Source organism: Nocardia noduli (genome assembly GCF_019038455.1).
GTDB lineage: Bacteria > Actinomycetota > Actinomycetes > Mycobacteriales > Mycobacteriaceae > Nocardia > Nocardia noduli.
This window is the reverse complement of record NZ_JAFMPL010000023.1, coordinates 16,910-41,861: the sequence shown is the minus strand read 5'-3', so window position 1 is coordinate 41,861 and position 24,952 is coordinate 16,910. Positions and strand designations below refer to the sequence as shown.

At 68.6% G+C, this 24,952-nt stretch carries 24 protein-coding genes; 15 read left to right on the top strand and 9 right to left on the bottom strand.

Annotated features, from left to right (window positions below):
* Window positions 1-28 precede the first annotated feature (28 nt).
* The 5 genes from JZ792_RS15720 to JZ792_RS15700 are packed head-to-tail and all read left to right on the top strand — an operon-like array spanning window position 29 to window position 3,719.
* On the top strand, window positions 29-670 hold the full coding sequence (locus tag JZ792_RS15720; protein ID WP_216911243.1) for a glycosyltransferase family 2 protein: 642 nt from the start codon (window positions 29-31) through the stop codon (window positions 668-670).
* Window positions 667-1,347, top strand: coding sequence for a TIGR04282 family arsenosugar biosynthesis glycosyltransferase (locus JZ792_RS15715; protein ID WP_216911205.1), 681 nt, complete (start codon window positions 667-669; stop codon window positions 1,345-1,347). The genes JZ792_RS15720 and JZ792_RS15715 overlap by 4 nt, the downstream gene beginning before the upstream one ends.
* The gene (locus tag JZ792_RS15710) at window positions 1,344-2,018 is read left to right on the top strand and encodes a methyltransferase domain-containing protein (RefSeq protein WP_308165313.1); all 675 of its coding nucleotides are present in this window, start codon (window positions 1,344-1,346) and stop codon (window positions 2,016-2,018) included. The genes JZ792_RS15715 and JZ792_RS15710 overlap by 4 nt, the downstream gene beginning before the upstream one ends.
* Window positions 2,005-3,282, top strand: coding sequence for a molybdopterin-dependent oxidoreductase (locus JZ792_RS15705; protein WP_216911204.1), 1,278 nt, complete (start codon window positions 2,005-2,007; stop codon window positions 3,280-3,282). Before JZ792_RS15710 ends, JZ792_RS15705 begins: the two co-directional genes overlap by 14 nt.
* Window positions 3,279-3,719: a hypothetical protein gene (locus JZ792_RS15700; protein WP_308165312.1), complete on the top strand. Its 441-nt coding sequence runs from the start codon at window positions 3,279-3,281 to the stop codon at window positions 3,717-3,719. Before JZ792_RS15705 ends, JZ792_RS15700 begins: the two co-directional genes overlap by 4 nt.
* Window positions 3,720-3,832: 113 nt before the next feature.
* On the opposite strand, the gene JZ792_RS15695 is transcribed toward JZ792_RS15700, so the two are convergent.
* The 5 genes from JZ792_RS15695 to JZ792_RS15675 all read right to left on the bottom strand — a co-directional run bounded on the left by JZ792_RS15695 (window position 3,833) and on the right by JZ792_RS15675 (window position 10,036).
* Complete coding sequence (locus tag JZ792_RS15695; protein WP_216911202.1) at window positions 3,833-4,915, bottom strand: saccharopine dehydrogenase family protein; 1,083 nt, start codon at window positions 4,913-4,915, stop codon at window positions 3,833-3,835.
* A 221-nt stretch (window positions 4,916-5,136) separates the two neighbouring features.
* Window positions 5,137-6,060 (bottom strand): potassium-transporting ATPase subunit C, encoded by a 924-nt coding sequence (locus tag JZ792_RS15690; RefSeq protein WP_216911201.1) that lies wholly within the window; start codon window positions 6,058-6,060, stop codon window positions 5,137-5,139.
* A gap of 1 nt (window position 6,061) precedes the next feature.
* A complete protein-coding gene (gene kdpB / locus JZ792_RS15685; RefSeq protein WP_216911200.1) occupies window positions 6,062-8,197 on the bottom strand; it encodes a potassium-transporting ATPase subunit KdpB in 2,136 nt (711 codons plus the stop codon).
* A 1-nt stretch (window position 8,198) separates the two neighbouring features.
* On the bottom strand, window positions 8,199-9,869 hold the full coding sequence (gene kdpA / locus JZ792_RS15680; RefSeq protein WP_216911199.1) for a potassium-transporting ATPase subunit KdpA: 1,671 nt from the start codon (window positions 9,867-9,869) through the stop codon (window positions 8,199-8,201).
* An 83-nt stretch (window positions 9,870-9,952) separates the two neighbouring features.
* Entirely contained in the window at window positions 9,953-10,036 is an 84-nt protein-coding gene (locus JZ792_RS15675) for a potassium-transporting ATPase (protein WP_109529663.1), read from the bottom strand.
* A gap of 289 nt (window positions 10,037-10,325) precedes the next feature.
* Here JZ792_RS15675 and JZ792_RS15670 point away from each other — a divergent pair, with 289 nt between their 5' ends.
* From JZ792_RS15670 to JZ792_RS15660, 3 genes are all read left to right on the top strand, one after another.
* Window positions 10,326-10,490 (top strand): hypothetical protein, encoded by a 165-nt coding sequence (locus JZ792_RS15670; RefSeq protein ID WP_216911197.1) that lies wholly within the window; start codon window positions 10,326-10,328, stop codon window positions 10,488-10,490.
* Window positions 10,487-13,111 (top strand): sensor histidine kinase, encoded by a 2,625-nt coding sequence (locus JZ792_RS15665; protein ID WP_216911196.1) that lies wholly within the window; start codon window positions 10,487-10,489, stop codon window positions 13,109-13,111. Before JZ792_RS15670 ends, JZ792_RS15665 begins: the two co-directional genes overlap by 4 nt.
* 62 nt (window positions 13,112-13,173) lie before the next feature.
* Window positions 13,174-13,884: a response regulator gene (locus JZ792_RS15660; protein ID WP_216911195.1), complete on the top strand. Its 711-nt coding sequence runs from the start codon at window positions 13,174-13,176 to the stop codon at window positions 13,882-13,884.
* A 96-nt stretch (window positions 13,885-13,980) separates the two neighbouring features.
* Here JZ792_RS15660 and JZ792_RS15655 read toward each other — a convergent pair whose 3' ends face one another.
* Window positions 13,981-15,024: a GlxA family transcriptional regulator gene (locus JZ792_RS15655; RefSeq protein ID WP_216911194.1), complete on the bottom strand. Its 1,044-nt coding sequence runs from the start codon at window positions 15,022-15,024 to the stop codon at window positions 13,981-13,983.
* Window positions 15,025-15,093: 69 nt separating this feature from the next.
* Here JZ792_RS15655 and JZ792_RS15650 point away from each other — a divergent pair, with 69 nt between their 5' ends.
* The 6 genes from JZ792_RS15650 to JZ792_RS15625 all read left to right on the top strand — a co-directional run bounded on the left by JZ792_RS15650 (window position 15,094) and on the right by JZ792_RS15625 (window position 19,981).
* Entirely contained in the window at window positions 15,094-16,056 is a 963-nt protein-coding gene (locus JZ792_RS15650; protein ID WP_254189880.1) for an NADP-dependent oxidoreductase, read from the top strand.
* A gap of 240 nt (window positions 16,057-16,296) precedes the next feature.
* Window positions 16,297-16,779, top strand: coding sequence for an OsmC family protein (locus JZ792_RS15645; RefSeq protein WP_216911193.1), 483 nt, complete (start codon window positions 16,297-16,299; stop codon window positions 16,777-16,779).
* 88 nt (window positions 16,780-16,867) lie between these two features.
* Window positions 16,868-17,176 (top strand): acylphosphatase, encoded by a 309-nt coding sequence (locus JZ792_RS15640; RefSeq protein WP_216911192.1) that lies wholly within the window; start codon window positions 16,868-16,870, stop codon window positions 17,174-17,176.
* Between the two features lie 808 nt (window positions 17,177-17,984).
* Window positions 17,985-18,338 carry a hypothetical protein gene (locus tag JZ792_RS15635; RefSeq protein ID WP_254189899.1) on the top strand — a complete coding sequence of 118 codons (354 nt, stop codon included), beginning with the start codon at window positions 17,985-17,987 and terminating at the stop codon, window positions 18,336-18,338.
* Complete coding sequence (locus JZ792_RS15630; protein ID WP_216911191.1) at window positions 18,338-19,504, top strand: glutathionylspermidine synthase family protein; 1,167 nt, start codon at window positions 18,338-18,340, stop codon at window positions 19,502-19,504. The genes JZ792_RS15635 and JZ792_RS15630 overlap by 1 nt, the downstream gene beginning before the upstream one ends.
* 27 nt (window positions 19,505-19,531) lie before the next feature.
* A complete protein-coding gene (locus JZ792_RS15625; protein WP_216911190.1) occupies window positions 19,532-19,981 on the top strand; it encodes a DUF350 domain-containing protein in 450 nt (149 codons plus the stop codon).
* Window positions 19,982-20,043: 62 nt separating this feature from the next.
* Here the strand turns inward: JZ792_RS15625 and JZ792_RS15620 are convergent, their stop codons facing one another.
* Window positions 20,044-20,670 (bottom strand): MBL fold metallo-hydrolase, encoded by a 627-nt coding sequence (locus JZ792_RS15620; RefSeq protein WP_216911189.1) that lies wholly within the window; start codon window positions 20,668-20,670, stop codon window positions 20,044-20,046.
* A complete protein-coding gene (locus JZ792_RS15615; RefSeq protein WP_216911188.1) occupies window positions 20,667-21,752 on the bottom strand; it encodes an S-(hydroxymethyl)mycothiol dehydrogenase in 1,086 nt (361 codons plus the stop codon). Before JZ792_RS15615 ends, JZ792_RS15620 begins: the two co-directional genes overlap by 4 nt.
* Window positions 21,753-21,870: 118 nt before the next feature.
* Here JZ792_RS15615 and JZ792_RS15610 point away from each other — a divergent pair, with 118 nt between their 5' ends.
* A complete protein-coding gene (locus JZ792_RS15610; protein ID WP_254189879.1) occupies window positions 21,871-22,368 on the top strand; it encodes a DUF1707 SHOCT-like domain-containing protein in 498 nt (165 codons plus the stop codon).
* 27 nt (window positions 22,369-22,395) lie between these two features.
* Here JZ792_RS15610 and JZ792_RS15605 read toward each other — a convergent pair whose 3' ends face one another.
* Window positions 22,396-24,900, bottom strand: coding sequence for a hypothetical protein (locus tag JZ792_RS15605; RefSeq protein WP_216911187.1), 2,505 nt, complete (start codon window positions 24,898-24,900; stop codon window positions 22,396-22,398).
* Between the last annotated feature and the right edge of the window lie 52 nt (window positions 24,901-24,952).

Genomic DNA, 24,952 nt, shown 5'->3' with positions numbered 1-24,952 from the left:
GACCGAAGCCCACGTTGATCCGCACGGAGTGACCGTGGTTATTCCGTGTCGAGACGAAGCTGAATCATTGCCGGATGTCCTGGCGGCGATCCCCGCCGGCTATCACGCGCTGGTCGTCGACAACGGGTCGACCGACGGCACCGACGCCGTCGCCCGCAGTCGCGGCGCGACCGTGGTCCGCGAGGAACGCCCCGGATACGGCTCGGCGGTGCAGGCGGGTATCCACGCGGCCCGCACCGAACTGGTCGCGGTACTGGACGGCGACGGGTCGATGGATCCCGCCGAACTGCCCGATCTCGTCGAATTGGTCCGTGGCGGAGCCGATCTCGCGGTGGGGCGGCGTCGCCCGGTCGGCGCGGGGGTGTGGCCGTGGCACGCGCGGATGGGCAATATCCTGATCGCCCGCAGGCTGCGGCGCAGGTACGGACTCCCCGTGCACGATATCGCCGCCATGCGGGTGACCCGGCGCAGCACGGTGCTGTCGCTGGGGCCGCTGCATCCCCGTTCCGGATATCCGCTGGAACTGCTGGTCGGGGCGGCCGGTTCGGGATGGCGGGTCGTCGAACGGGATATCAGCTATCGGCCCAGGTCGGGCGGCCGGTCCAAGGTGTCGGGATCGTGGCTCGGCACGGTGCGCGCCACCAGGGATTTCCTGGCGGTGCTGCGATGACCGGCCGCGAGACGACGCTGCTCGTCATCGCCAAGGCGCCGATCGCCGGATTCGCCAAGACCAGGCTGACCCCGCCGCTCGATCCGCGCGCGGCGGCCCGGGTGGCCGCGGCGTCGCTGCTCGACACTCTCGACGCGGTGACCCGCAGCGGGGTCACCCACCGGGTGGTCGCGTTCACCGGTGATCTCGCCGCCGCCGAACGCGGTGCGGAATTGGCGCGGGCCCTGGACGAATTCATCGTATTTCCGCAGCGCGGAATAGATTTCGGGACCAGGCTCGCCAACGCGCACGCCGACGCAGCCCGATTCGGCGCGCCCGTTCTCCAGATCGGGATGGACACCCCGCAGGTCGGGCCCGATGTGCTCGGCGCCGCCGCACGGCAGCTGGCCGACGACGATTCGGCATTGCTCGGACCGGCCGAGGACGGCGGATGGTGGGCGCTCGGTCTGCCCGTGCCGCAGCCGGCGCATCTGCTCGCGGGGGTGCCGATGTCGACCCCGCGCACCGGCGAGCTGACCCGTGACATGGTGCGCCACTGCGGGTTCCGGGTGCGCGACCTGCCCACCTTCCGGGATGTGGACACCTTCGCCGATGCCGTGGCGGTGGCCGCGGTCTCCGGTGGACGTTTCGCCGCGACCGTCGACGCCGTGCGCGAACACGGGCTGGTGAGGCGGTGAGCGGCACCGATTTCGACGTGTTCGATCGCATGCTCGCGGGCGAGCGATGTTGGATACGCAGCGACGACGGGATGCGTCATCGACTGCCGACCCGGCGCTGGCTCGGGCTGTCAGGCGCCGAGCACCGCGCGGATTCCGCGCTGACCGCCTGCTGTGACGGACCGACGCTCGACCTGGGCTGCGGTCCGGGCAGGCTCGTCGCGCGATTGCTGCGGCGCGGGGTGCTCGCCCTCGGTGTCGACATCTCGCCCGCGGCGGTGCACATCACCAGGTTCCGTGGCGCGCCCGCGCTGCATCGCGATCTGTTCGGCCCGCTACCGGGAACCGGACGCTGGGCGTATGCCCTGCTGGCCGACGGCAATATCGGCATCGGCGGTGATCCGGGGCGCATCCTCGCGCGCACCGCCGAACTGCTCGCCCACGACGGGCTGGCCATCGTCGAATTCGCCGTTCCAGGAACAGGTGTGGTGACCCGCCCGATCCGGCTGGAATCACGGTCCGGGGTCGGCGCGTGGTTCCCCTGGTCCCGCGTCGGCATCGAACACGCGGACGAGGTCGCGGCCGGGGCGGGCCTTCGAGTGGTCGGCACGGCCTCGGTGGACGGCAGACATATCGGGTGGTTACGGCGTGATCCAGAGGCGGAGCAGGTGCGTTGCGATGAGTTCCGGTGACATCGATTCCAGCCCGGAGGGTTCGGACTTCCGGCGGGTGCGCGAGTGGTCGCGGATCTCGCGTGCGCGGGGGCCCGAGGTCGCGAGCCGGGTCGGCATCGCGCTCGGCGTCGCGATCCTGATCTGTTTCTGCACCGGTCTGATCAGTCACGGCATCCAACATCCGCCGGACTGGTTCCGGTGGCCCGCGCATCCGGTCTGGCTCTACCGGTTCACCCAGGGACTGCACGTCGTCTCCGGGGTGGCCGCGATACCGCTTGTCGTGGTGAAACTCTGGGCGGTCTATCCCCGGCTGTTCCAGCGTCCGCTGTTCGGCTCACCGCTGCGCGCCCTGGAACGCGGATCGATCGCACTGCTCGTCGGAGCGGTCCTGTTCGAACTGTCGACGGGACTGCTCAATATCGCCCAGTGGTACCCGTGGAAATTCTTCTTCCCGACCGCGCACTACGCGATGGCCTTTATCGTCGCCGGTGCGCTGGCGGTACACCTCGCGGTGAAGTTGCCGGTCATCAGGGCGGCGCTGAGTCGTCCGCTGGATTCGGAGGCGGGGGCCGTGCCGGGCACCGCGGTCGGGCCGCGTCGTGGCGTGGAGGCCGGTCGGCCCGTCGAGGCATCGGGCGGGTCGCCCGGAACGTCGGAGCCGTCGGACACCGACATTGCTGGTGGACAGCGTAGTTCGCGGCGGACGGTGCTCGCGGCGGCGGGGGTGTCGGCGGGATTGGCCGCGGTCGCGGTCGCCGGACAGAGCGTGCCACTGCTGCGGCGCCTGTCCTTCGCCGCGCCGCGCAGCGGGCAAGGGCCGCAGGGGCTTCCGGTGAACCGATCGGCCACGGCGGCCGGTGTGCGCGACAGCGCGCGGGATCCCGCGTATCGGCTGCGGGTCGTCGTGGGGGAGCGCAGTAGGGAATTCAGCCGCGACGAGTTGTCGGCATTGCCGCAGACCACGGCGACACTGCCGATCGCCTGCGTCGAGGGATGGAGTGCGTCGGCGGACTGGTCCGGGGTGCGGCTGCGCGACCTGCTCGAGGCCGTCGGTCCGTATCCGGGCGGTGCGGTCGGCTTCGCCTCGCTGGAGACCGGCGGCATCTATCGCACGTCGTTGCTACCGCAACCGCATGTGGTCGCCTCGGACACGCTGATCGCGTTGACGCTCAACGGCGAGACGCTGGATCTGGACCACGGCTACCCGTGTCGCCTGATCGCACCGAACCGGCCCGGCGTGCTCCAGACGAAATGGCTGTCGAGTATCGAGGTGCGCGCGTGACCGCCGTACGCGTCGCGCTGGTCGCGGCCGGATTGTGGCTCGGCTGGCACGGCATCGGCCTGTTGTTCGATCTGAGCCGCCCCGATCTGGTGTCGGTGCTCCTCTGGTTCGCGGCCGCGATCCTGGTGCACGACGGGATCTTCGCGCCGCTGTGCGCCCTGACCGGGGCGACGGCGCGCTACTACCTGCCGCGCACCTGGTGGGGTCCGATCGCCTGCGGTGCGGTCTGCACTGTCGCGGTACTGCTGATCACCGCCCCGGTCCTGCGCCGCGGCGGGGCCGTCGCGGACAACCCGACCGTGCTCGACCGCGACTATCCGCTCGGCCTCACCGTCGCGCTGGCCCTGATCTGGATTCTCGTGCTCGCCGTGGGAACGGCAGGACACCTGCGCTCCCGACGTTCCCACGGCACCACCGCGACAAGGAGTACACCGTGACCGGATTCGACGATTCGAGCAAGTCCGCGCACGGCAACCAGCGCTCCGAATGGGACGCCGGTTGCCGATTCGATTTCGAGAACCCCGAATACCGCTGAATCGAGGTCGGCGGGCTACCGTGCCGCGCCGGTCCCCGTCGGCGCGACGATCGCGCCCACGTCCACGCCCGCCCGCGGAATCCCCTCGAGGAAATCCGCGCCGAGGGCCTGGCTCGGGGTGTGTGCTCCGGCGGGGACGGATTCGGCCGCGGCCAGTGTCCGCACCGCGTGCAGGGCGCTGGCGGCGGTGAAATCGTAGGTGTTGGCGACCACGAGGCTCAGTTGCCTCGCCTGCCCGGCGGGATCGGTGACCTCGGCCCACAGTTCGCTGCGGGTGTCGGCGCGGGTGTTCTCCGACGGTCCGGTGATCGCCGCCGCGATCCCGCGATCGAGCAGTTTCGCGACGCCGGGCAGGCGTAGCGTCGCGCGCACGACGGGATCGACGCGACGGAGGAATCCGCCGAACGGGATTCGGGTGAAGTCGGTGATATTCGCGATGCCGGTGGAGCGGTACGCGCTGCTGATGTCACCGAGCGGAATGCTGTGGACGGTGACCTCTTCATCGGTCAACCGGACCCGGCGGGAGCGATGCGCGGTCGCGACCGACACCAGGTCACCGTCGGCGCGCACCCGCCCGCCCGCCTGCGCGCCCTCCAGCGCGGTGCGCAGGGTTCCGCGACTGAATCCGCCCCGGCTGACCAGGGCGATATCGAGGTGGGTGGCGGTCGGCAGTTCCCTGGCCAGGCGCACCGCGAGGTATTCGGTGGGCACGACGTCGAATCCCACACCGGGCACGAGCGCGACCCCGGCCGCCACCGCCGCGTCGTGCAGCCCGTACAGCGCCTCGAAGACGTCGACCTCGCCGGTGACGTCGGTGTAGTGGGTGCCGGTGCGCAGGCAGGCCCGCGCCATCGGCAGGGCCGTCGCCGAGAACGGGCCCGCGCAGTGCGCGACGATATCGACATCGGCGAGCGCCGCGTCCAGCCCGGCGCTGTCGGCGAGATCCACCACGACGAACGGCAGATCCAGTCGTCGCGCGACCGCGCCCACGGCTTTCGCGTTGCGGCCCGCGAGTACCGGCCGCTCACCGGCGGCGACCGCGCGCTCGGCCAGCAGCCCACCGATGTAGCCGTTCGCCCCGTAGATCATCCACGTCATGCCGGTCTCGGTCCTCTCCGCTGGTTGCCCGGTATGAACTACCGGTACTGACAAACTGTAACTTGTTCCCCGGGTCGGACATGGCCCGCACGCCGGCCTCGAATCCGACCGCTCGGGGACGGCCGAAGGCGGGTGCGGGTTCGACCCGGTGCGGTTCGCCCGGTAGCGCCGGTCCGGCCCGCTCACCTCACGAGGTGAGCGGGCCGTGTTCCGTCGAGACCTCAGCCCCGGTAGGGATAGGCGTGGTCGAGTGCCAGGTTGAGTTCGACCACGTCCACGGTCGGTTCGCCGAGGAATCCGAGCACGCGGCCGGAGGTGTTCGCCTCGACCAGGTCGGACACCCGCTGTTCGGAAATGCCGCGGGCCCGAGCGATTCTCGCGATCTGGATGGTCGCGTATTCCGGGGAGATGTGCGGATCGAGCCCGCTGCCGCTCGCGGTCACGGCGTCGGCGGGGACGGCGGGTTCGGTAGGCCCGTCGCCACGGATCGGGACGATACGGCCTTCGGTGTAGCCGCCGAGTTCGCTCGCGCACTGCACTTCGACGCCGTGGTAGCGCTCCAGGAACGGGGTCGGATGTCGCGAGCACAGTTCGTTGACGCTGTAGACCGCCACCGGCCGCGAGACCTGCCCGTCGGCGTCGCGCGGCCCGATGACCGAAAGGACAGCGCCGATACCGTCCTCGGTGCAGAACGGACGGCGACCGTCGACCCCCTCGCGGTCGGCGATCTCCTTGCTCCGCGCGCAGACGGTGGTCAGCAGGCCGGGTTTCGTCTCGGTATCGCCCGCCTCGCCGGTGACGGTGACGTCGCGGATATCCTCCGGCCCGAGGTTGGACGCCGAGGTGGACAGCGGGTCGTACCCGTCACCGGTGCCCTCGGTGAGCTCCCCGGCCGCCGACGGCCTGCTCTGGAAGTACTGCACGAGCGCCGCGCCGTCGGCACCGGTGAACGGCTGGCCGATCAGACTGCTGCCGACGACCTTCCCGTCCACCTCGATCAGCGAGCCGTCGGCCCGGTCTTTCAGGCCCGGTACCTGCCCGACCGCGAAAACCACCACCGGATAGACGATTCCGGTGATCGCGGTGAGTACGAGCAGCGCGCGCAGCGCTGCCAGATGCTGACGCACCCATGTCGACATACGCATTTCAGGACATCCCTGGGAGGAGTTGGACGAGCAGATCGATGATCTTGATGCCGAGGAACGGCGCGACGATGCCGCCGAGGCCGTAGACGGTCAGGTTGCGGCTCAACAGTTTCGACGCGTGCGCCGGCGTGTAGCGCACACCCCGCAGCGCCAGTGGGATCAGGGCGACGATGACGAGGGCGTTGAAGATCACCGCCGACAGGATCGCCGATTGCGGACTGGCCAGGCGCATCACGTTGAGTGCGTCCAGACCGGGGAACAGCCCGACGAACAGGGCGGGCAGGATCGCGAAATACTTGGCGATGTCGTTCGCGATCGAGAACGTGGTGAGCGCGCCACGGGTGATCAGCAACTGTTTGCCGATCTCCACGATCTCGATCAGTTTGGTCGGGTCCGAATCCAGATCGACCATGTTCCCGGCCTCTTTGGCCGCGGAGGTGCCGGTATTCATCGCCACGCCGACATCGGCCTGCGCGAGCGCCGGCGCGTCGTTGGTGCCGTCGCCGGTCATCGCGACCAGCCGCCCGCCGTCCTGCTCCTTCTTGATCAGCGCCAGTTTGTCCTCCGGCGTGGCCTCGGCGAGGTAGTCGTCGACACCGGCCTCGTCGGCGATGGCCTCGGCGGTCAAGGGATTGTCGCCGGTGATCATGACGGTGCGGATGCCCATTCTGCGCATCTCGTCGAACCGTTCCCGCATGCCCGGTTTGACCACATCCTTCAGGTGGACGACACCCAGCAGCCGGGCCCGGCCCTCGGCCACCTCCGCGACGACCAGCGGCGTACCGCCGGACGCCGATATGCCGTCGACGATGACGCCGAGTTCCACGGGAACCGCACCGCCCTGTGACCGGACCCATTCGGTGACGGCGCCCGCGGCCCCTTTGCGCAACCGGTGATCACCGGCGAGGTCGACTCCCGACATGCGGGTCTGTGCGGTGAATTCCACCCAGGTCGCGCCGGTCAACTCGCCCGCAGTCCGTTCACGTTTGTTGTAGACCTGTTTGGCGTACACCACGATCGAGCGGCCCTCCGGCGTCTCGTCGGCGAGGCTGGAAAGCTGCGCCGCGTCGGCCACCTCGTCGTCCGGAATGCCCGGCAGCGGAACGAATTCCGCGGCCTGGCGGTTGCCGAGGGTGATGGTGCCGGTCTTGTCGAGCAGCAGGGTGTTCACATCGCCCGCGGCCTCCACCGCACGACCCGACATGGCCAGCACATTGCGCTGGACCAGCCGGTCCATGCCCGCGATGCCGATGGCGGAGAGCAGTGCGCCGATGGTGGTCGGGATCAGGCAGACCAGCAGCGAGACCATGACGATGCCGGTGATGCCGTGCGCGTCCAGCGCGGAGGTGTCGGGAACACCGGGGTTGTTCGCCTTGGAGTAGATCGCCAGCGGCTGCAAGGTCACCACGGCGAAGACGAAGATGATCGTCAGCGCGGCGAGCAGGATGTTCAGCGCGATCTCGTTCGGCGTCTTCTGCCTGCTCGCGCCCTCGACCAGGGCGATCATCCTGTCGAGGAAACTATGGCCCGGTTCCTGGGTGATCCGCACGACGATCCGATCGGACAGCACCGTGGTGCCGCCGGTCACCGCGGACCGGTCGCCGCCGGATTCCCTGATCACGGGCGCGGATTCGCCGGTGATGGCCGACTCGTCCACCGAGGCGATGCCTTCGACGACGTCACCGTCGCCGGGGATGACCTGCCCGGCCTCGACGACGACGTGGTCGCCGCGCCGCAGTTCCGGTGCGCCGACGCGTTGTTCGATCACGCGGCCGCCCGGTGTCCAGTCGGCGAGCCTGCGTGCGATGGTGTCGGTCTTGGCTCTGCGCAGCGCGTCGGCCTGGGCCTTGCCCCGGCCCTCGGCCACCGCTTCGGCCAGATTCGCGAAGATCACCGTCAGCCACAGCCATACGACGATCGCCCAGGCGAAGAAGGCGGGGTCGGCGATCGCGAGCACCGTCGACCAGAGCGCGCCGATCTCGACGATGAACATCACCGGATTGCGCCACATGACGCGCGGGTCGAGTTTGCGGACCGCGTCGGGCAGCGAGGTCAGCAGCATCCTCGGTTCGAGCGCGCCCCGTGCAACGCCTCCGCGTCGCTGATCGGACTTGTTTTCCATGACGGCACTGGTCATTTCAGTGGATTCCTTCGGCGAGCGGCCCGAGCGCGAGAGCGGGCAGGAAGGTGAGCGCGACCAGGATCACCGTCACGCCGGCGACCATGCCGACGAATTGCGGCCGGTGCGTCGGCAGGGTGCCGATCGACGCGGGGGTGGTGCCCTGCCGGGCCAGCGACCCGGCGAGTGCGAGGACGAAGATGATCGGCAGGAACCGGCCCAACAGCATGGCCAGGCCGAGCGCGGTGTTGTACCACTCGGTGTCGACGCTCAGACCGGCGAAGGCGGACCCGTTGTTGTTGGCCGCCGAGGTGAAGGCGTACAGCACTTCCGAGAGTCCGTGCGGGCCCGCATTGAGCATGCTCGCCCGCTGGCCCGGCAAGGCCATCGCCAGCGCGGTGCCGACCAGCACGATCAACGGGCTGATCAGGAAATACGCTGCGGCCAGCTTGATCTCGCGCGGTGTGATCTTCTTGCCCAGGTATTCCGGGGTGCGCCCGACCATGAGACCCGCGACGAAAACGGTGATCACCGCGAGGATGAGCATGCCGTAGAGCCCGGAACCCGTACCGCCGGGCGCGATCTCGCCCAACTGCATATCGACCATGGTCATCATGCCGCCGAGGCTGGTGTACGAGTCGTGGAACGAGTCGACAGCACCGGTCGAGGTGAGCGTGGTCGAGGCCGCGAAGGTCGCCGAATTCGCCACGCCGAAGCGGGTTTCCACGCCTTCCATGGACGCGCCGATCGCGGTCGGCACGGTGCCGTGATGCTGGAGTTGGAAGAGGTTGGTGAGACTCACGCCGACCAGCGCGATGGTGCCCATCACCGCCACGATCGCGTAGCCCTGTTTGGTGCTGCCGACCATACGGCCGAAGGTGCGCGGTAGCGAGAAACTGATCAGCAGCAGCAGGAAGATCTCGATCCAGTTCGTCCACGCCGTCGGATTCTCGAACGGATGGGCGGAATTCGCGTTGTAGAAACCGCCACCGTTGGTGCCGAGTTCCTTGATGACCTCCTGGCTGGCCACCGGCCCGCCCGGAACGGTCTGTTGCCCGCCGTTGAGTGTCGAGGCCACCTGGTCGTGCAGGTGGAAGTTCTGTACGACGCCACCCGCCACCAGCACGATCGCGAAGACGAACGCGAGGGGCAACAGGATGCGGATCGTGCCGCGCACCAGATCGACCCAGAAATTGCCGAGTTCACCGGTATGCCTGCGCGCGAAACCGCGCACCAGCGCCACGGCGACCGAGATGCCCACGGCCGCCGACACGAAATTCTGCACCGCCAGACCGGCCATCTGCACCAGATGTCCCTGGGTGGATTCGCCGGAATACGCCTGCCAGTTCGTATTGGTCACGAAGCTGACCGCGGTGTTCCAGGCCAGCGCGGGAGTCATCTCGGTGCCGGGATCGGTCAGGTGCAGCGGCAGTCCGCGCTGGAGCAATTGCAGGAAGTACAGGAACAGGATGCCGACCGCCGAGAAGGCGAGCACGCTGCGCGCGTAGACGCCCCAGGTCATCTCGACCTCGGGTTTCGCGCCGATGGCCCGGTAGATCAGCCGTTCGGCCCTCGAATGCCGGTCGCCGTTGTAGACCCGGTACATGTAGTCGCCGAGCGGTACGTGCACCAGGGCGAGCGCGAGGACCAGGGAAGCGACGAACGCGATCCCCGCCGTTGTCGTGTTCACCTAGAACCTCTCGGGAAAGAGCAATGCCGCCACCGTGTACAGCGCGACGAGGACGGCGAGCACGAGACCGACCAGATTCGCGATCACAGCTTCTCCACCGCCCGCTGGATCAGGCCGAGCAGTGCGAACACCGCCACGGTGAGCACCGTGAAAATCACGACAGACATGAACAATCAACCTCCGTTCGCACTCCCCTCATGGAGTGCGCACCGGTGAGTCAAGTCCGTGAAAGGGCCGTCGCCGCGCTTCCTTACGGGTTCTTGGCGGTCCGGCGGCAGGCCTTGACGTCTCGTTGACGGGGCGTGCCGCGTGTGGAAAGAGTCCGTCAAGGCCGGGCGCGATCCCGTCAAGACGTCGTAAAGACCGCGCTCGTCGCCGGACACCGGGGGTAGGAACGACATCGAGAGGCCGAGCGGACATCCCAGCGCGACCCCGGTGTTCGAAAGGAAGTCGGTCGTGGCGGTCACCCTCGTCGTGGGGTTCGTACTCTGCGCGCTGTTGATAAGGACATCGCAGGTGGCGGCCGGTGATCGTGGCGTCGGTCGCCGAGGAACGAAGCTCGCGACAGACCGTGTTCGCAACGGTGGCCGCGCGTCGTGGCGCGCGATGATGGACGAGTGAAACGCGGTCAGCTTCGCATCTACCTGGGTGCGGCACCGGGGGTCGGCAAAACCTTCGCCATGCTGGGCGAAGCGCATCGCCGCGTCGAACGCGGTCGCGATGTGGTGGCCGCGTTGGTCGAGACCCACGGCCGGGCCAAGACCGCGGAACTTCTCCAGGGAATCGAGCGCATCCCCACCAAGCCGATCACCTATCGCGGCGCCGAATTCCGGGAACTCGACGTCGAGGCGGTGCTGCGCCGCCAACCCTCGGTCGTGCTCGTCGACGAACTGGCCCATACGAACGCGCCGGGCAGCAGGCACGAGAAGCGCTGGCAGGACATCGAGGAACTACTCGACGCCGGTATCGACGTCATCTCGACGGTGAACGTGCAACATCTGGAGAGCCTCAACGACGTCGTCGAGCAGATCACCGGAGTCGAACAGCGCGAAACCGTTCCCGACGCGGTCGTGCGCGGCGCGGAACAGGTCGAACTGGTCGACATCACCCCGGAAGCGTTGCGGCGCAGGCTTTCCCACGGCAACGTGTATGCCGCGGACAAGGTCGACGCCGCGCTGCGCCACTACTTCCGTCAGGGCAATCTGACCGCGCTGCGCGAACTCGCCCTGCTCTGGCTGGCCGATCAGGTGGACGCGGCGCTGGCGAAGTACCGGGCCGACCACAAGATCACCGATCTGTGGGAAGCGCGCGAGCGCGTCGTGGTCGCGGTGACCGGCGGTCCGGAATCGGAGACCGTGGTCCGGCGCGCGAGTCGCATCGCGACGAAATCGAGTGCCGATCTCGTCCTGCTGCACGTGGTGCGCGGTGACGGGCTGGTCGGCGTCTCCGCGGCGCGGATGGCGAGGCTCCGTGATCTCGCGGCCAGTCTCGACGCGTCGCTGCACACGGTGACCGGCGACAATGTGCCCGCCGCGCTACTGGAATTCGCCCGCGAGGTGAACGCGACCCAGTTGGTGCTCGGCACCTCGAGGCGGTCGCGCTGGGCCAGGATCTTCGACGAGGGCATCGGGTCGACCGTGGTGCAGCGGTCGGGGAAGATCGACGTCCACATGGTCACCCACGAGGAGGCCAACCGCGGCCAGCGTCGGCGGTCCATCGCACCCCGGCAGCCGGTGACGGCCTGGCTAGCCGCGGTCCTCGTGCCGCTGGCGGTCTGCGGGATCGGCGCCGCGTTCCTGGACGGGTACCTCGAACTCGGCGGTCTGAGCGCGATGTTCTTCATCGGCGTGGTCGCGGTCGCTCTCTTGGGCGGCGTCGTGCCCGCGGCGTTCTCGGCGCTGTTCTCCGGACTGCTGCTGAACTGGTTCTTCGCCGACCCCCGCTACAGCCTGACCATCGCCGAACCCGACAGTTTCGTCACCGTGGTGGTATTGCTGATCGTCGCGGTCGCGGTGGCGGCCCTGGTCGATGTCGCGACCGAACGCACGGGCCAGGCGCGCAAGGCCTCTCGGCAGGCCGAACTGCTGACGATGTTCGCCGGCGCGATACTGCACGGCGCCGACCTGCCCAAACTGCTGGAACAGGTGCGCGAGACCTACGGGTTTCGCGCGGTCGCCATGATGTGCGGTGACGTGGTGGTCGCGGAGGTCGGGGTCGATCCGCCGCGCCGGGTCGCCGATGCCGAGACCGTCGTCGAAGCCGGTGACACGACCAGCGCGTTGCTGCTCGCGGGATCCGCGCTGTCGGCGGGTGACCGGCCGGTGCTGACCGCCGTCGCGAACCAGGCGGCGGGTCTGGTGCGACAGGCGCGACTGGCCGAGGAGGCGAGCGCGGCGGCGGCACTCCTGGAAGCGGACCGGTTGCGCCGGGCGCTGCTGTCGGCGGTCAGCCACGATCTGCGCACCCCGTTGGCCGGGGCGAAGGCCGCCGTCTCCAGTCTGCGAAGCGACGATGTCGAATTCTCGCCCGAGGACACCGCCGAACTGCTGGAGGCCGTCGAGGAGTCGGTGGATCAACTGACCGCGCTGGTCGGCAATCTGCTGGACTCGTCGCGCCTGGCCGTCGGCGTCGTGACGCCGCGGGTGCACCGGATCTATCTGGACGAGGTGGTGCATCGCGCGCTGGTCAGCGTCGGGATGGGTGCGCGTGGACCGCGCCGCGCCGCCATGGATCGGGTCGAGGTGGCGGTGGGCGAGGTCTCGGTGCTCGCCGACAGCGGCCTGCTGGAACGGGTGGTCGCCAACCTGATCGACAACGCGTTGCGGCACTCCGGACGCGACACCCCGATCCGGGTGACGGCGGAACGGGTCGGCGACCGGGTCTCGCTCACGGTCGTCGACGTCGGCCCCGGCATCCCCCGCGGTGCCGAGGAGCAACTGTTCGAACCGTTCCAGCGCCTGGGCGATCACGACAACACCACCGGTGTCGGATTGGGGCTGTCGGTGGTGCGCGGTTTCGTCGAGGCGATGGACGGCACGGTGCACGCCGAACCGACGCCGGGTGGTGGGCTGACGATGGTCGTCGATCTGCCCGCCGACCCGGAGACGTCGGCCGGGTCCGCGTCCGTCGGGACGGCGTCGCGGACCGCGACGGGCGCGACGGAACAGACGCCCGAGGTGGTTCCCGCCGATGTCGCGTCGGCGCCGAACCCCGTCGACGAGCGTGAAGGCGGTGGCCGATGATGACAACGACCGTGATCGAACGGGCCACGGCGCAGTATCCGGAGAGGCGGAGCGAAGTCTCGATGACCGAAACGAAGCAGGACGGCCCGTCGATCACGGTGCTGGTCGTCGACGACGAACCGCAGATCGTGCGGGCGCTGCGCATCAACCTGTCGGTGCGCGGCTACGAGGTGATCACCGCGGGCAGCGGCGCGGCGGCATTGCGCGCGGCGGCCGAAAGGCATCCCGACGTGGTGATCCTCGATCTCGGGCTGCCCGATATGGACGGGATCGAGGTGTTGGCCGGGCTGCGCGGCTGGACGGAGATCCCGGTGATCGTGCTCTCGGCCCGCACCGATTCCGCCGACAAGGTCGAGGCGCTGGACGCGGGCGCCGACGACTACGTCACCAAACCCTTCGGCATGGACGAACTGCTCGCCAGGCTGCGCGCGGCCGTTCGGCGCGGCGCGGCCGCCTCGGCCGATTCCGACGATCCGGTGGTGGTGACCTCGTCGTTCACCGTCGATCTGGCCGCCAAGAAGGTCACCAAGGACGGTGCGGCCGTTCATCTGACGCCCACCGAATGGGGCATGCTCGAAATGCTGGTCCGGCACCGGGGAAAGCTGGTCGGGCGCAAGGAACTGCTGCGCGAGGTCTGGGGACCGTCCTACGCCACCGAAACCCACTACCTCCGGGTCTACCTCGCCCAACTGCGCCGCAAACTCGAGGACGATCCGTCGCACCCGAAACACCTGCTGACCGAGGCGGGGATGGGTTACCGCTTCCAGGAATGAGAGTGGCCGATCGCGATCGGTGACCCGATTACACCGAAATCGGCTCTGGCACCGACAACGGCTCTTCCGCCCGCGGTCTTGCAACAGTCCCCACCCTCAACGCTGGGGACTACAGTTCGACGGTTCCGAAGGCCGACGGCCCGCGGGCACATACCCGGGTTCAGCAGGCCGCAGTAGTTTGTCCCGGCGTGCCTGCCGGAAGTTACGGCGGTAAGCGATCGGCGAAACACCGATCGCCTCGTGCAAGTGTTGACGTAAGGAAGTGCCGGTGGCGAAGCCGACCTCGGACGCGATGCGGTCGATCGGCAGGTCGGTGGATTCGAGCAGTTCACGCGCTTGGAAGACGCGCTGCTGGATCAGCCACCGGCCAGGGCTGACACCCACCTCGTCACGGAATCGGCGTGCGAATGTCCGATGGCTCATCCGTGCCTGTTCAGCCAGTTCGGCCAGCGTGAGCGGAAGATGCAGGCGGGCCAGAGCCCATTGTCGGGCCGTCGCGGTACCCGTCGACGTTGTGGGTGGTATGGGCTGTTCGATGAACTGGGCTTGACCGCCGTCGCGCCACGGCGCCACCACGCAGCGACGGGCGACCATGTTGGCGACCTCGCTGCCGTAGTCGGCCCGCACCAGGTGCAGGCACAGATCGATACCGGCGGTAGCCCCTGCCGAGGTGAGGACGTCGCCGTCATCGACCCATAGCACGTTCGGATCGAGTCGTAGCTCCGGAAAGACGCGGCGGAACTGATCGGTCACGCTCCAGTGCGTGGTCGCGGGGCGACCGGCCAGCATCCCGGTAGCCGCCAGCACCGCCGCCGCGCTGCACAGGGAAACGATCCTGGCACCGGGTCGAATTCTCGTCAGCGCATCGGTTACCGACCTCGGCGGTTCACCGGCGAGATAGGGCGCGATATCGCAGGGCGGTATCACTACGGTATCGGCGGTTTCCAGCACCGCGGCGTCCCGCCCGACCGCAATGCCGAAGTCGGCCTGGCTGCGCACAGGGAAGCCGTCGACCGAGCAGGTGAGTATCTCGTATCGGCCATCGGCCACCCCGAAGACACGGTTCGGGATTCCGAGCTCGAACGGATATACACCATCGAGCGCCAATACGACCACGCGATGTGGCGTCAGACTCACCATGGCCCGATTCTATCGAACAATGGCAATCGTGCCATTTCAGTCTCTGTCGACAGCAGGCACGCTCGAACTATGAGCAACTCCGCTATCCCCACCGTGATGTATGCGATCAGCCAAGAAGTCCTCGGCGGACCCGAGGTGTTGCACGAGATCGAACTGCCGGTCCCGCAACCCGGACCGAGCGAAATTCTCATCCGTGTGCGTGCTACCGCTCTGAACCCGACCGACTGGAAGCACCGGGCTTTCTCCGGCATGTTCCTGCCCGCACCCCCCTTCGTCCTGGGTTGGGATGTCGCAGGTGAAGTGGTCGCGGTCGGCTACGGCGTGACATTGTTCGCCCCGGGTGACGAGGTGTTCGGCATGCTGCCCTACCCGCATGGACACGGGAGCGCGGCCGAGTACGTTGTCGGCCCGGCGCGCGCGTTCGTCCGAAAGCCGAGCAATCTGAACCACGCCGAGGCCGCCGCTATCCCGCTGGCGGCACTTACCGCCTACCAAGCGCTGATCGATATCGCGGATATACAAGCCGGACAACGGGTTCTGGTTCATGCCGCAGCAGGAGGAGTCGGTCATTTCGCGGTGCAGATCGCCAAGTCACGTGGCGCTCATGTCATCGGCACCGCGAGCGCACCGAATCACCCCTTCTTGCGCGAGTTGGGCATCGACGAGGTGATCGACTATCGCACAACCGATTTCACCACGGCTGTGCGCGATGTCGATGTCGTGGTAGATCCACTCGGCAGCGACAACGTCATGAAGTCGTTGCGCGTCGTGCGTCCCGGGGGAATCGTGGTGTCACTACTCGGCGGCGACGCTGCCCAGATGGCGTCCGAGGCCGAAAAGTACTCTGCTCGTGTGGCTCTCATGCTGGTCGAGGCCGATCAGGCCGGAATGCGGGCAATCGCCGATATGGCCACGGCCGGCACCCTTCGCCCCACTGTCGCCGACACCTTCCCGCTCGCGGAGGCGGCGAAGGCACACGCTCTGGGTGACACCGAGCGTACCGTCGGCAAGATCGTCCTCACCGTGCCATGACCGTCGATACCAGGTCGCACTGTGCGGCCTGGTTCACTCGCCGAGCCTCAGACGCTGATACCCCCGCGGTGCTGCACGCGGAGAGTGGCATTGTCGACATGGCAGACCATCGCCCCTACCGCGGCGCGGCGGCATCTCCGGACGCCACGATGCTCCCCGCCGGAATGCGGGCGCGTCCGGACGGTGTTGCCAACCGTGAGTGGTTCCCGACCGTCCCGACGACAATGGCAGGATCGACCCATGGCTGACCAGACCGCTGCACCCGTGACCAATGCCGCCGTGAGCGACGCGGCAGCGCCGACGAGCGCGGAACCGACCACGCTGTGGGCCGAGCGCACCGGAACCCGCGAATACACCGGTCGCAGTTCCCGTGGCGCCGAGGTACTGATCGGGTCGCAGGGGGTCCCCGGCCGGTTCACACCGGGCGAACTGCTGAAGATCGCGCTGGCCGCCTGCTCGGGTCTGAGCGCGGATTTCCCGCTCTCGCGTCGGCTCGGCGACAATTTCGACGCCACCATCCGGGTGTCCGGCGACCCGGATCGGGAGAACGAGGTCTACCCGCAGCTCGACGAGGTCTTCGAACTCGATCTGAGCGAACTCGACGACGAGGCCCGCGAGCGACTACTCGTCACCGTGACGCGGGCCATCGACAAGGTGTGCACCGTCGGTCGGACATTGAAGTCGGGCACGAAGGTGACCCTGTCGTTCGAGGTCGACGCCTGAGCCGACACGCGGGAAGCCGCGCCGCAGCGCGAACCGACTCCACCGGTGGAGTGCACCCGCCGACATCGCACCCGTTAGGGTCTGCGCCATGGGTGAGTTACCTGCGCCGGGATCCGGGCCGGACGAGCGCGCGCGACTGAGTGCGTGGGTGCACGGCACCGTGCAGGGTGTCGGATTCCGCTGGTGGACGCGCTCGCGCGCACTGGAACTCGAACTCACCGGATATGCCAGGAACGCACCCGACGGCCGCGTGCACGTGGTCGCCGAGGGACAGCGCACCGCCTGCCTGAAGTTGCTGGAACTGTTGCGCTCGGGCGATACGGCTGGCCGGGTGACCCTGGTTGTGGAAAGCTGGGAGCCCGCGCGGGGTGATATGCCCGGATTCGAGGAGCGGTAGTGGTGGTTTCGAGAGTGCCGGGGAGGTTTCGTTGAGCACGCAGCAACCGGGTGGGGAATCATCTGGCGGTTCCGGTCGTGAAGAACCGGGTAGTGGTGCGCCGATTCCGCCGCCGCCCGGAGGATTTCCCGGGTCCGGCGATAACGCGCCGCCGCCGTGGCCGCCGCCCGGAGGTTCCTCCGGATCTGGTGGTAACGCGCCGCCACCGTGGCCTCCGGCCGGGGGTCCTTCCGGATCCGGTGGCAACGCGCCTCCGCCGTGGCCTCCGGCGGGAGGTTCTTCCGCGTCCGGTGGTAACGCGCCTCCGCCGTGGCCTCCGGCGGGGGGTCCTTCCGGATCTGGTGGCAGTGCACCTCCGCCGTGGCCGCCTTCCGAGAGTTCTTCCGGGGCTGGTGGCAATACGCCTCCGCCGTGGCCACCGCCCGGAGGGGCTTCCGGGTCTGGTGATAACGCGCCTCCGCCGTGGCCGTCGCCCGGAGGTTCTTCCGGGGCCGGTGGCAGTGCGCCGCCGCCGTGGCCGCCCCCGGGTTCGACAGGTTCCGATGCGGGCCAGCCGGTTCCGACCACGCCGTTCGGTGCGCAGCCCCAGCAGGGTGGTGACCAGCAACCCTGGCAGGGCAGTGTCCAGCGCCAGGAACCCGGTGTCACCCAACCGCGTCCACCGACGGTCGCCGAGTCGAGGGCGCGCGACAAAGCGCGCAAACGCGCCGAGGAAGCGCAGCGCGCGGCGGTCGCCGCCACGCAGAACAAGAAGCGCAACCGCAATCGCGTCCTGATCGGCGGTGTCGCCGTCGTCGGTGTCGCCGGATTGGTCGGCGGCGGCTATCTCGCGTATCGCGCGCTGACAGCGCCGGATTCGGTGACGGCCTCGTGCGTGCAGGTGAACGAGAAGGGGCAGGAGGTCGTGGTCGAGGACAAGTTCTGCAAGCCCGGCCAGGCCGGGTTCGCCGACGACGACACCGGACGCAACAGCGCGGGCGCCATCATCCTGCTCGGAGGCTGGCCGCAGTACCGCTACTACTACGGCGGCAGTACCACCATCGGCAAACCGCCGACGGGCGCGGTCACCGTGCGGCCCAAGGGCACCGAGATCAAGACCAAGTCCGGCACCACCGTGCAGCGCGGCGGACTCGGCAGCAAGAGCACCGGGGGCGGATCGTAATGCGGCGTGTCCGAGGCACGCCGCGGCCGGGATGGCAGCAGATCATCGAAGGCCAGGGCCTGGTCTACGGTGCGCCCGGCCGCGACGCGAGCGGACAGCCGCGCCCGTACTGGGACGAATCGGTGCACTACGAATTCGACATGCCGGAGATCCTCGCGCTGGAAGCCGATGTCGAACTGCTGCATTCGATGTGCCTGCACGCGGTCGAACACGTCGTCCTGACCGAGCGATACCGGGAATTCGGCCTGCCGGAATGGACGTGGGAACCGATCGCCGAATCCTGGCGGCGCAGCGATCCGCACGTGTACGGCCGCTTCGATCTGCGCTACGACGCGCGACGTCCGGCGAAACTGCTGGAATACAACGCCGATACGCCGACCTCGCTGCTCGAGGCCGCGATCATCCAGTGGCACTGGCTGACCACCGTCCACCCCGACGACGACCAGTGGAATTCGCTGCACGAGAAGCTGGTCGAGCGCTGGCGCGAGTTGCGCGACATCCTGCCCTCGGCACAACTGCATTTCAGCTGGTCGTCCGCCGACGCCACGGGTGAGGACAACGTCACCACGGCGTATATGCAGGAGACCGCCGCCGAAGCGGGGTTCGACACCATCGCGCTGCCGATCGAGGAGATCGGATTCGATTCCGAGCTGGAACGTTTCGTCGATCTGGCCGAGGCACCGATCGAATCGGCGTTCAAGCTCTACCCGTGGGAGTGGGTGCTCGACGACGACTTCGGAAAGAAGGTCGTGCAGAGCCTGCCGCAGACCATGTGGGTGGAACCGCTGTGGAAAACCCTGTTGAGCAACAAGGCGATCCTCGCTGTGCTGTGGGAGATGTATCCCGGGCACCCGAATCTGTTGCCCGCCTATCTCGACGAGCCGCACGAACTCACCGAGTACATCCGCAAACCGAAACTGGGGCGCGAGGGCGCGAATATGACGATCGTCGGCGCGGGTATGGAGACGGCGACCGGCGGAATGTACGGCGACGAGGGTTTCGTCTACCAATTACTCGATCCGCTGCCGGAATTCGACGATATGCGGCCGGTCCTCGGTGCCTGGATGGTCGGCGACACCGCCGCCGGTCTCGGTATCAGGGAGACCGCCGGTCTGATCACCGACGACGGCGCCGCCTTCGTCCCGCACCGCATTCCCACGAACTAGACGTTCAGTGTTCAGGAAGGACCATCGATGACCGCAGTCGCCCTCGAATCGGGGTACTGGAGCTCACTCGGCGAAGGCGTGGGGGCCATTCTCCTCTACGCCGTGATCGGCCTGGCGTTGATGCTCATCGGCTTCTACGCCATCGATCTGACGACGCCGGGTAAGTTGCGCAAACTGGTCGCCGCGGGCAAGCCCAACGCCATCATCGTGACCGCCGCGGGCATCATCAGCATGGCGATCATCGTGGTCCTCGCGATCTTCTCCTCCGAGGGCAAACTGTCCGAGGGCCTGATCTCCTCGCTGGTGTACGGCCTGGTCGGCATCATCGCCCAGGTCATCTCGGTGCGCGTGCTGGAGCGGGTGCTCGGCATCCACATCGGGAACGCCCTGCACGCCGATACCTACACCGTCGAGGTTCTCGTCGTCGCCGCGGCGCATTTCGCGCTCGGTCTCGTCGTCGCCTTCGCCATCCTGTAGACCGCCGTCCCGGAGGCCGGAACCCGTTCGAGGGCTCCGGCCTTTCTAGGCGTGTCACCGGGTCAGTGACCGCGGGCGATCCAGTCGGCCAGCGCGGGCTTCTCGGCGCCGATGGTGGTGCCGTCGCCGTGGCCGGTGTGCACCGTCGTGTCCTCGGGGAGAGTGAGCAGTCGGGTCCGGATGGATTCGATGATGGTGTCGAAATCCGAATACGAGCGCCCGGTGGCTCCCGGCCCCCCGTTGAACAGGGTGTCGCCGGTGAACAGCGCGCGCAGGTCGGGCAGGTGCAGGCTGACCGAGCCGGGGGAGTGGCCGGGGGTGTGCAGGATGTCGATATCGGTGCCCGCCACCGTGATTCGCTCGGTATCGGCGAGCGAGCGATACGCGACGCCGGGGTGGGTCATCTGCCACAGCGGCTCGTCGCCCGGGTGCAACAGGATGGGCGCGTCCAGGCGCTTGCTCAATTCCGGTGCGACGGTGACGTGATCGTTGTGCCCGTGCGTGCACAGCACCGCGACGACGTTGCGGCCGCCGACGGCCGCCGCGATCGCGTCCGCGTCGTGCGCGGCGTCGACGACCACGACCTCGCTGTCGTCGCCGATCAGCCAGACGTTGTTGTCCACATCCCAGGTGCCGCCGTCGAGCGAGAACGTGCCCGAGGTGACGACCCGATCGATACGCGCGCTCACAGGACCACCACCGATCGCAGCACGTCACCCTTGTGCATCGAGTGGAATGCCGCTTCCACCTGGTCGAGCGCGATGCGTTCGGAGACGAAACGGTCCAGCGGCAGACGGCCCTGGCGGTACAGGTCGATCAGCACGGGGAAGTCGCGCTCGGGCAGACAGTCGCCGTACCACGAGGATTTGAGCGCGCCGCCGTGGGAGAACAGGTCGATCAGGGGCATGTCGAGGGTCATCTCCGGGGTGGGGACGCCCACGAGAACCACGGTTCCGGCCAGATCGCGCCCGTAGAACGCCTGCTTCCAGGTTTCCGGACGACCGACCGCGTCGATCACGACGTCCGCGCCGAATTCGTCGGTGAGTTCCTTGAGTCGCTCCACCACGTCCTCGGTACTCGCGTCGATGGTGTGGGTCGCGCCGAATTCGGTGGCCCAGGCGAGTTTTCGCGCGTCGCGGTCGATGGCGATGATGGTTTTCGCCCCGGCCAGCCTCGCTCCCGCGATGGCGGCATCGCCGACGCCGCCGCAGCCGATCACCGCGACGCTGTCACCACGGGAGACATTGCCGGTGTTGACCGCCGCGCCGATCCCCGCCATGACGCCGCAGCCGAGCAGGCCCGCGACGGCCGGATCGGTCTCGGGATCGACCTTGGTGCACTGCTTCTCGTGCACCAAGGTCTTGTCGGCGAAGGCGCCGATGCCGAGGGCTGGGCTCAGTTCGGTGCCGTCGGTGAGCGTCATCTTCTTGCTCGCGTTGCTGGTGTCGAAGCAGTACCAGGGCCGCCCGCGTTTACAGGCACGGCACTGTCCGCAGACCGCGCGCCAGTTCAGTACCACGAAATCGCCCGGGGTCACGTGGGTGACCTCGGCGCCGACGGTGTCCACGATGCCCGCGGCCTCGTGGCCGAGCAGAAACGGGAACTCGTCGTTGATGCCGCCCTCGCGGTAGTGCAGATCCGTGTGGCACACCCCGCATGCCTGAACGCGCACGACCACGTCGTGCGGTCCGGGATCGGGGATGACGACGTCGACGATCTCTACCGGTGCACCTTTGCCTCGGGCGATGACGCCACGCACGGTTTCCGACACGAATGCCTCCTGGGTTCGGCCTGTCGCTTTCGAACAGGGCCCATCCTGCCGTGCACGGGATCGGCGCGCCACGGGGCCCGGGGCAAACGGTTGACATTCCACATTGGAGGATTCATCCTTGAGTTACATTCCAATGTGGAATATGACCGCGGTGTCGCGGCCGTACGAACAACGACATAAGGAATCGGATATGGATATCGCGACCGGTATGCGGGCATCGGACCAAGAGCGTGACCATGTGGTGGGGCTACTGAGCACACATCTTGCCGAAGGCAGGCTCGACCTCGCCGAATACGACCAGCGCGTGGCGAAGGTCTACGCCACCGCCACCCGAGACGATCTGGCGCTGGTGCTCTCCGACCTGCCCCGACTCTCACAGCAGGCCCCGGGCGACACCGGCGTCACCCGGACCCGGATTCCGCTCTGGCAGCGCATCGAAGGCGCCTCGTGGCTGGGAGTCAGCCTGCTAGTACTGGTGATCTGGGGCGCGATCTCGCTCGGCGTCGGCGAACTCACCTACTTCTGGCCGGTCTGGGTGATCGGACCGTGGGGTGCGGTCCTCGCGTTCCGAATGGTGACCGGATTCGAATCCGGTCATCACCGCAAGCGCGTGTGAGCATCGCGGGCGGCGCGATGTCGCCCGCTATCTGCCGTGGCGGGAGCGCGGCACGTCGTCGTAGTAGTCGTCGTCGTCGAAATCTCGACGGGACCGCGCGGCGGACGCGCCGTCGACCCTGCGGTCGGAGGTCACGGGAGCGCGCCGCCGTGCAGTGTCGGCGGCCCGTGCGGGTTCGAGCGGTGTGCGCGCGGGCTGCGACCGGGCGCGCTCGGAACGTTCGCGCCCCGACGTCTCCGGTGCGGACCGGCCGTGGCGATTCGACTCCGGCTGGGCCGACCGCGAATTCGCCGCGCGTGTCCCGTTGCTCGCGGGCGGTTGCCGTCGCGCGTCCTGATCGCGTCGCGCGTCGCCCTCGCGCGCGGCCGCGGCACGACGGGCGGGAGGCTCCTCGGACGGTGCGCGACGGTCACGCGGCTCTGCCGCCACGACCGGCCTGCGCGTCGGGCGATCGACCGGATAGTCGTCCTGATCGCGACGCCCGCGACGCCCCTCATCGATCGACTCGGCCGGCACCGCGCCGTTCGCGCGTGCGGACGGCGTACGCGCCCGAGGCGTCGAACCGGCGGGCTCACGCCCCGGATCACTCGGCGCGCGCCGGGTCCGGCCGTCAGGATCCCCCGCCGACTGTTGCCCCGAATCGCGTGCCGCGCCACGTGATCGAGGAGCGGCGGCGTCGATCGCCGACTGCGGTCCCGAGTTGTGCGCCGCGCGACGGGATCTGGTCGCGGCCGGATCGGCTGCGGACTGCCGCTCCGCGTCGTGCGATGCGCTGCGCGAGCGGCTCGACGTCGGACCGATCGCCTGCTGTCGACCCGACTCGTGTGCGGCGCGACGGGATCGGTCGGAGGTCGGTTCGACCGCGGGCTGCGGCCCCGAATCGCGGGCGGGGCGGCGCGAGCGGCTCGGTGTCGGTTCGGCCGCAAGCTGTTCCGGATCGGGTAGGCCGCGACGGGATCGGGGCGAAGCGGGGTCGACCGCCGACTGCGGACCTGACTCGTGTGTGGAGCGACGGGAGCGGCTGGAGGCGTGGTCGGCCGCGGGTTGCCCCGACTCGTGTGCGGCGCGACGGGATCGGTTGGATGGCGACTCGACCGCGGGCTGTGGCCCCGAATCGTGCCCGGCGCGACGGGATCGAGGCGGTGCCGAGTCCGTGGCAGGCCGGACCGGCCACTCGGATCGTTGCGTGACCGACCGGTCGTGGGCCGCTTCCCCGCGGTCACGAACGGGTCGGCCGTTGCGGTCCGAATCGGAGTCTTCCCGACGGGACTGCGCGGCGGCCGGTGCCGCGACCCGGTCCGCGCGCCGATGCCGGTCCGGTTCGGGGGCGCGACGTTCGCGCCCCGCCGGTGCCACCCGCTCGTCGGCGGTTCGCGCGGGCATCGCGCGCCTGCCGCCCGTGTCGGCGCGCTCGGTCGCGGTGGACCCGTTGCGGCGTGCCGCACCTGTGGTCGTGCCGTCACCGCGTGCAGGGCGTCGCGGTCCGAGGTCGTCGTAGCGGACGTCGTATTCGGCATAGTCGTCGTAGTCGGCCGGAGCGGGCCGGTAGTCGGAGCGATCGGCGGCGGCGAACAGTTCGTCGTCCGGATCGTCGCGGTACTCGTCGTCGTATTCGTCCTCGAGGTCGTCGAATTCGTCGAAGTCGTCGTCGGCGCGGCGCTGTGGGATCACGCGGGCCAGCAGCCCGCGCGCCTGGTCGAGCCGGTCGCGCAACGACGGCGGATAGTCTTCGGCGGGCGCGGAATCCACGATGTCGTCGAGGTCGGACTCATCGACGTCCCGATCGGCACGGCGACCACCTCGGACCGATACCCGCGCGGGTTCGGGCGTGACCCGGGGGTTCGGGCCGGACGGCGGGCGCGTGGCATCGCGCCGGACCGGCGCCGCGGGCTCGGCGGTCGTTCCCGCCCCGATGGCGGCGACCCGACCGGTCTGCAATTCGCGTGGAAGACCGCGTTTGAGTATCGGAAGTTTGCGGGTGGCGTGGCTGGGGTTGTCGCCCTTCTCGCGGTAGGTCGCGGTGATGCCGTGCGCGCGCACCCACGCGCCGGGGTCGCGGCGACTGTGCCGATCCAGTCGGGGGACGATCTCCTCGAGTAGTCGCACCAGTTCGCCGTCACCGCCGCCGAGCGCGGTCCGGATCGCGGGGAAGGTGGTGGGACGGAAGGTCCACGACCACTCGTGGGCCTGCGGGCCGTCGGAGATCTCCCTGCCGTGGAACACCAGATTGCCCGAGGGCGCGATCCGCGCCCGGATCCGCCGTCCCTCGGATTCGAGGAGGAACTCACCGGATTCGCCGGTCTCGGCGGCTTCCTGTTCGGCGGTCCGATTGCTCAGCGAGATCTCGAACCAGGCCGCGGCGATCCCCGCGATTCCCAGACAGGCCGCGAGCAGCACCTCGCCGAGCACATCCGAGAGCATCGAACTGCGGCTGCGTTCACAGGCGTAGAGAAAGACCAGGCTGCCGAGCACCAGGGCGGTGATACGGGCAAGCCGGTAGCGGGTGCTGGTCCCGAGTGTGGGGGCTGGCATCGGCAATACTCCCGAACAACATTCCGCTGGCGAATCACGTGGATGGTAAGCC

Excerpts from the sequence above, each read along its gene's own strand:
- JZ792_RS15625 (WP_216911190.1), top strand. The coding sequence starts at position 19,532 with ATGACCGCAGTCGCCCTCGAATCGGGGTACTGGAGCTCACTCGGCGAA.
- JZ792_RS15640 (WP_216911192.1), top strand. The coding sequence starts at position 16,868 with ATGGGTGAGTTACCTGCGCCGGGATCCGGGCCGGACGAGCGCGCGCGA.
- JZ792_RS15655 (WP_216911194.1), bottom strand. The coding sequence starts at position 15,024 with ATGGTGAGTCTGACGCCACATCGCGTGGTCGTATTGGCGCTCGATGGT.
- JZ792_RS15650 (WP_254189880.1), top strand. The coding sequence starts at position 15,094 with ATGAGCAACTCCGCTATCCCCACCGTGATGTATGCGATCAGCCAAGAA.
- JZ792_RS15660 (WP_216911195.1), top strand. The coding sequence starts at position 13,174 with ATGACCGAAACGAAGCAGGACGGCCCGTCGATCACGGTGCTGGTCGTC.
- JZ792_RS15695 (WP_216911202.1), bottom strand. The coding sequence starts at position 4,915 with ATGACGTGGATGATCTACGGGGCGAACGGCTACATCGGTGGGCTGCTG.
- JZ792_RS15675 (WP_109529663.1), bottom strand. The coding sequence starts at position 10,036 with ATGTCTGTCGTGATTTTCACGGTGCTCACCGTGGCGGTGTTCGCACTG.
- kdpB (WP_216911200.1), bottom strand. The coding sequence starts at position 8,197 with ATGACCAGTGCCGTCATGGAAAACAAGTCCGATCAGCGACGCGGAGGC.
- JZ792_RS15630 (WP_216911191.1), top strand. The coding sequence starts at position 18,338 with ATGCGGCGTGTCCGAGGCACGCCGCGGCCGGGATGGCAGCAGATCATC.
- JZ792_RS15645 (WP_216911193.1), top strand. The coding sequence starts at position 16,297 with ATGGCTGACCAGACCGCTGCACCCGTGACCAATGCCGCCGTGAGCGAC.
- JZ792_RS15605 (WP_216911187.1), bottom strand. The coding sequence starts at position 24,900 with ATGCCAGCCCCCACACTCGGGACCAGCACCCGCTACCGGCTTGCCCGT.
- JZ792_RS15690 (WP_216911201.1), bottom strand. The coding sequence starts at position 6,060 with ATGCGTATGTCGACATGGGTGCGTCAGCATCTGGCAGCGCTGCGCGCG.
- JZ792_RS15705 (WP_216911204.1), top strand. The coding sequence starts at position 2,005 with ATGAGTTCCGGTGACATCGATTCCAGCCCGGAGGGTTCGGACTTCCGG.
- JZ792_RS15715 (WP_216911205.1), top strand. The coding sequence starts at position 667 with ATGACCGGCCGCGAGACGACGCTGCTCGTCATCGCCAAGGCGCCGATC.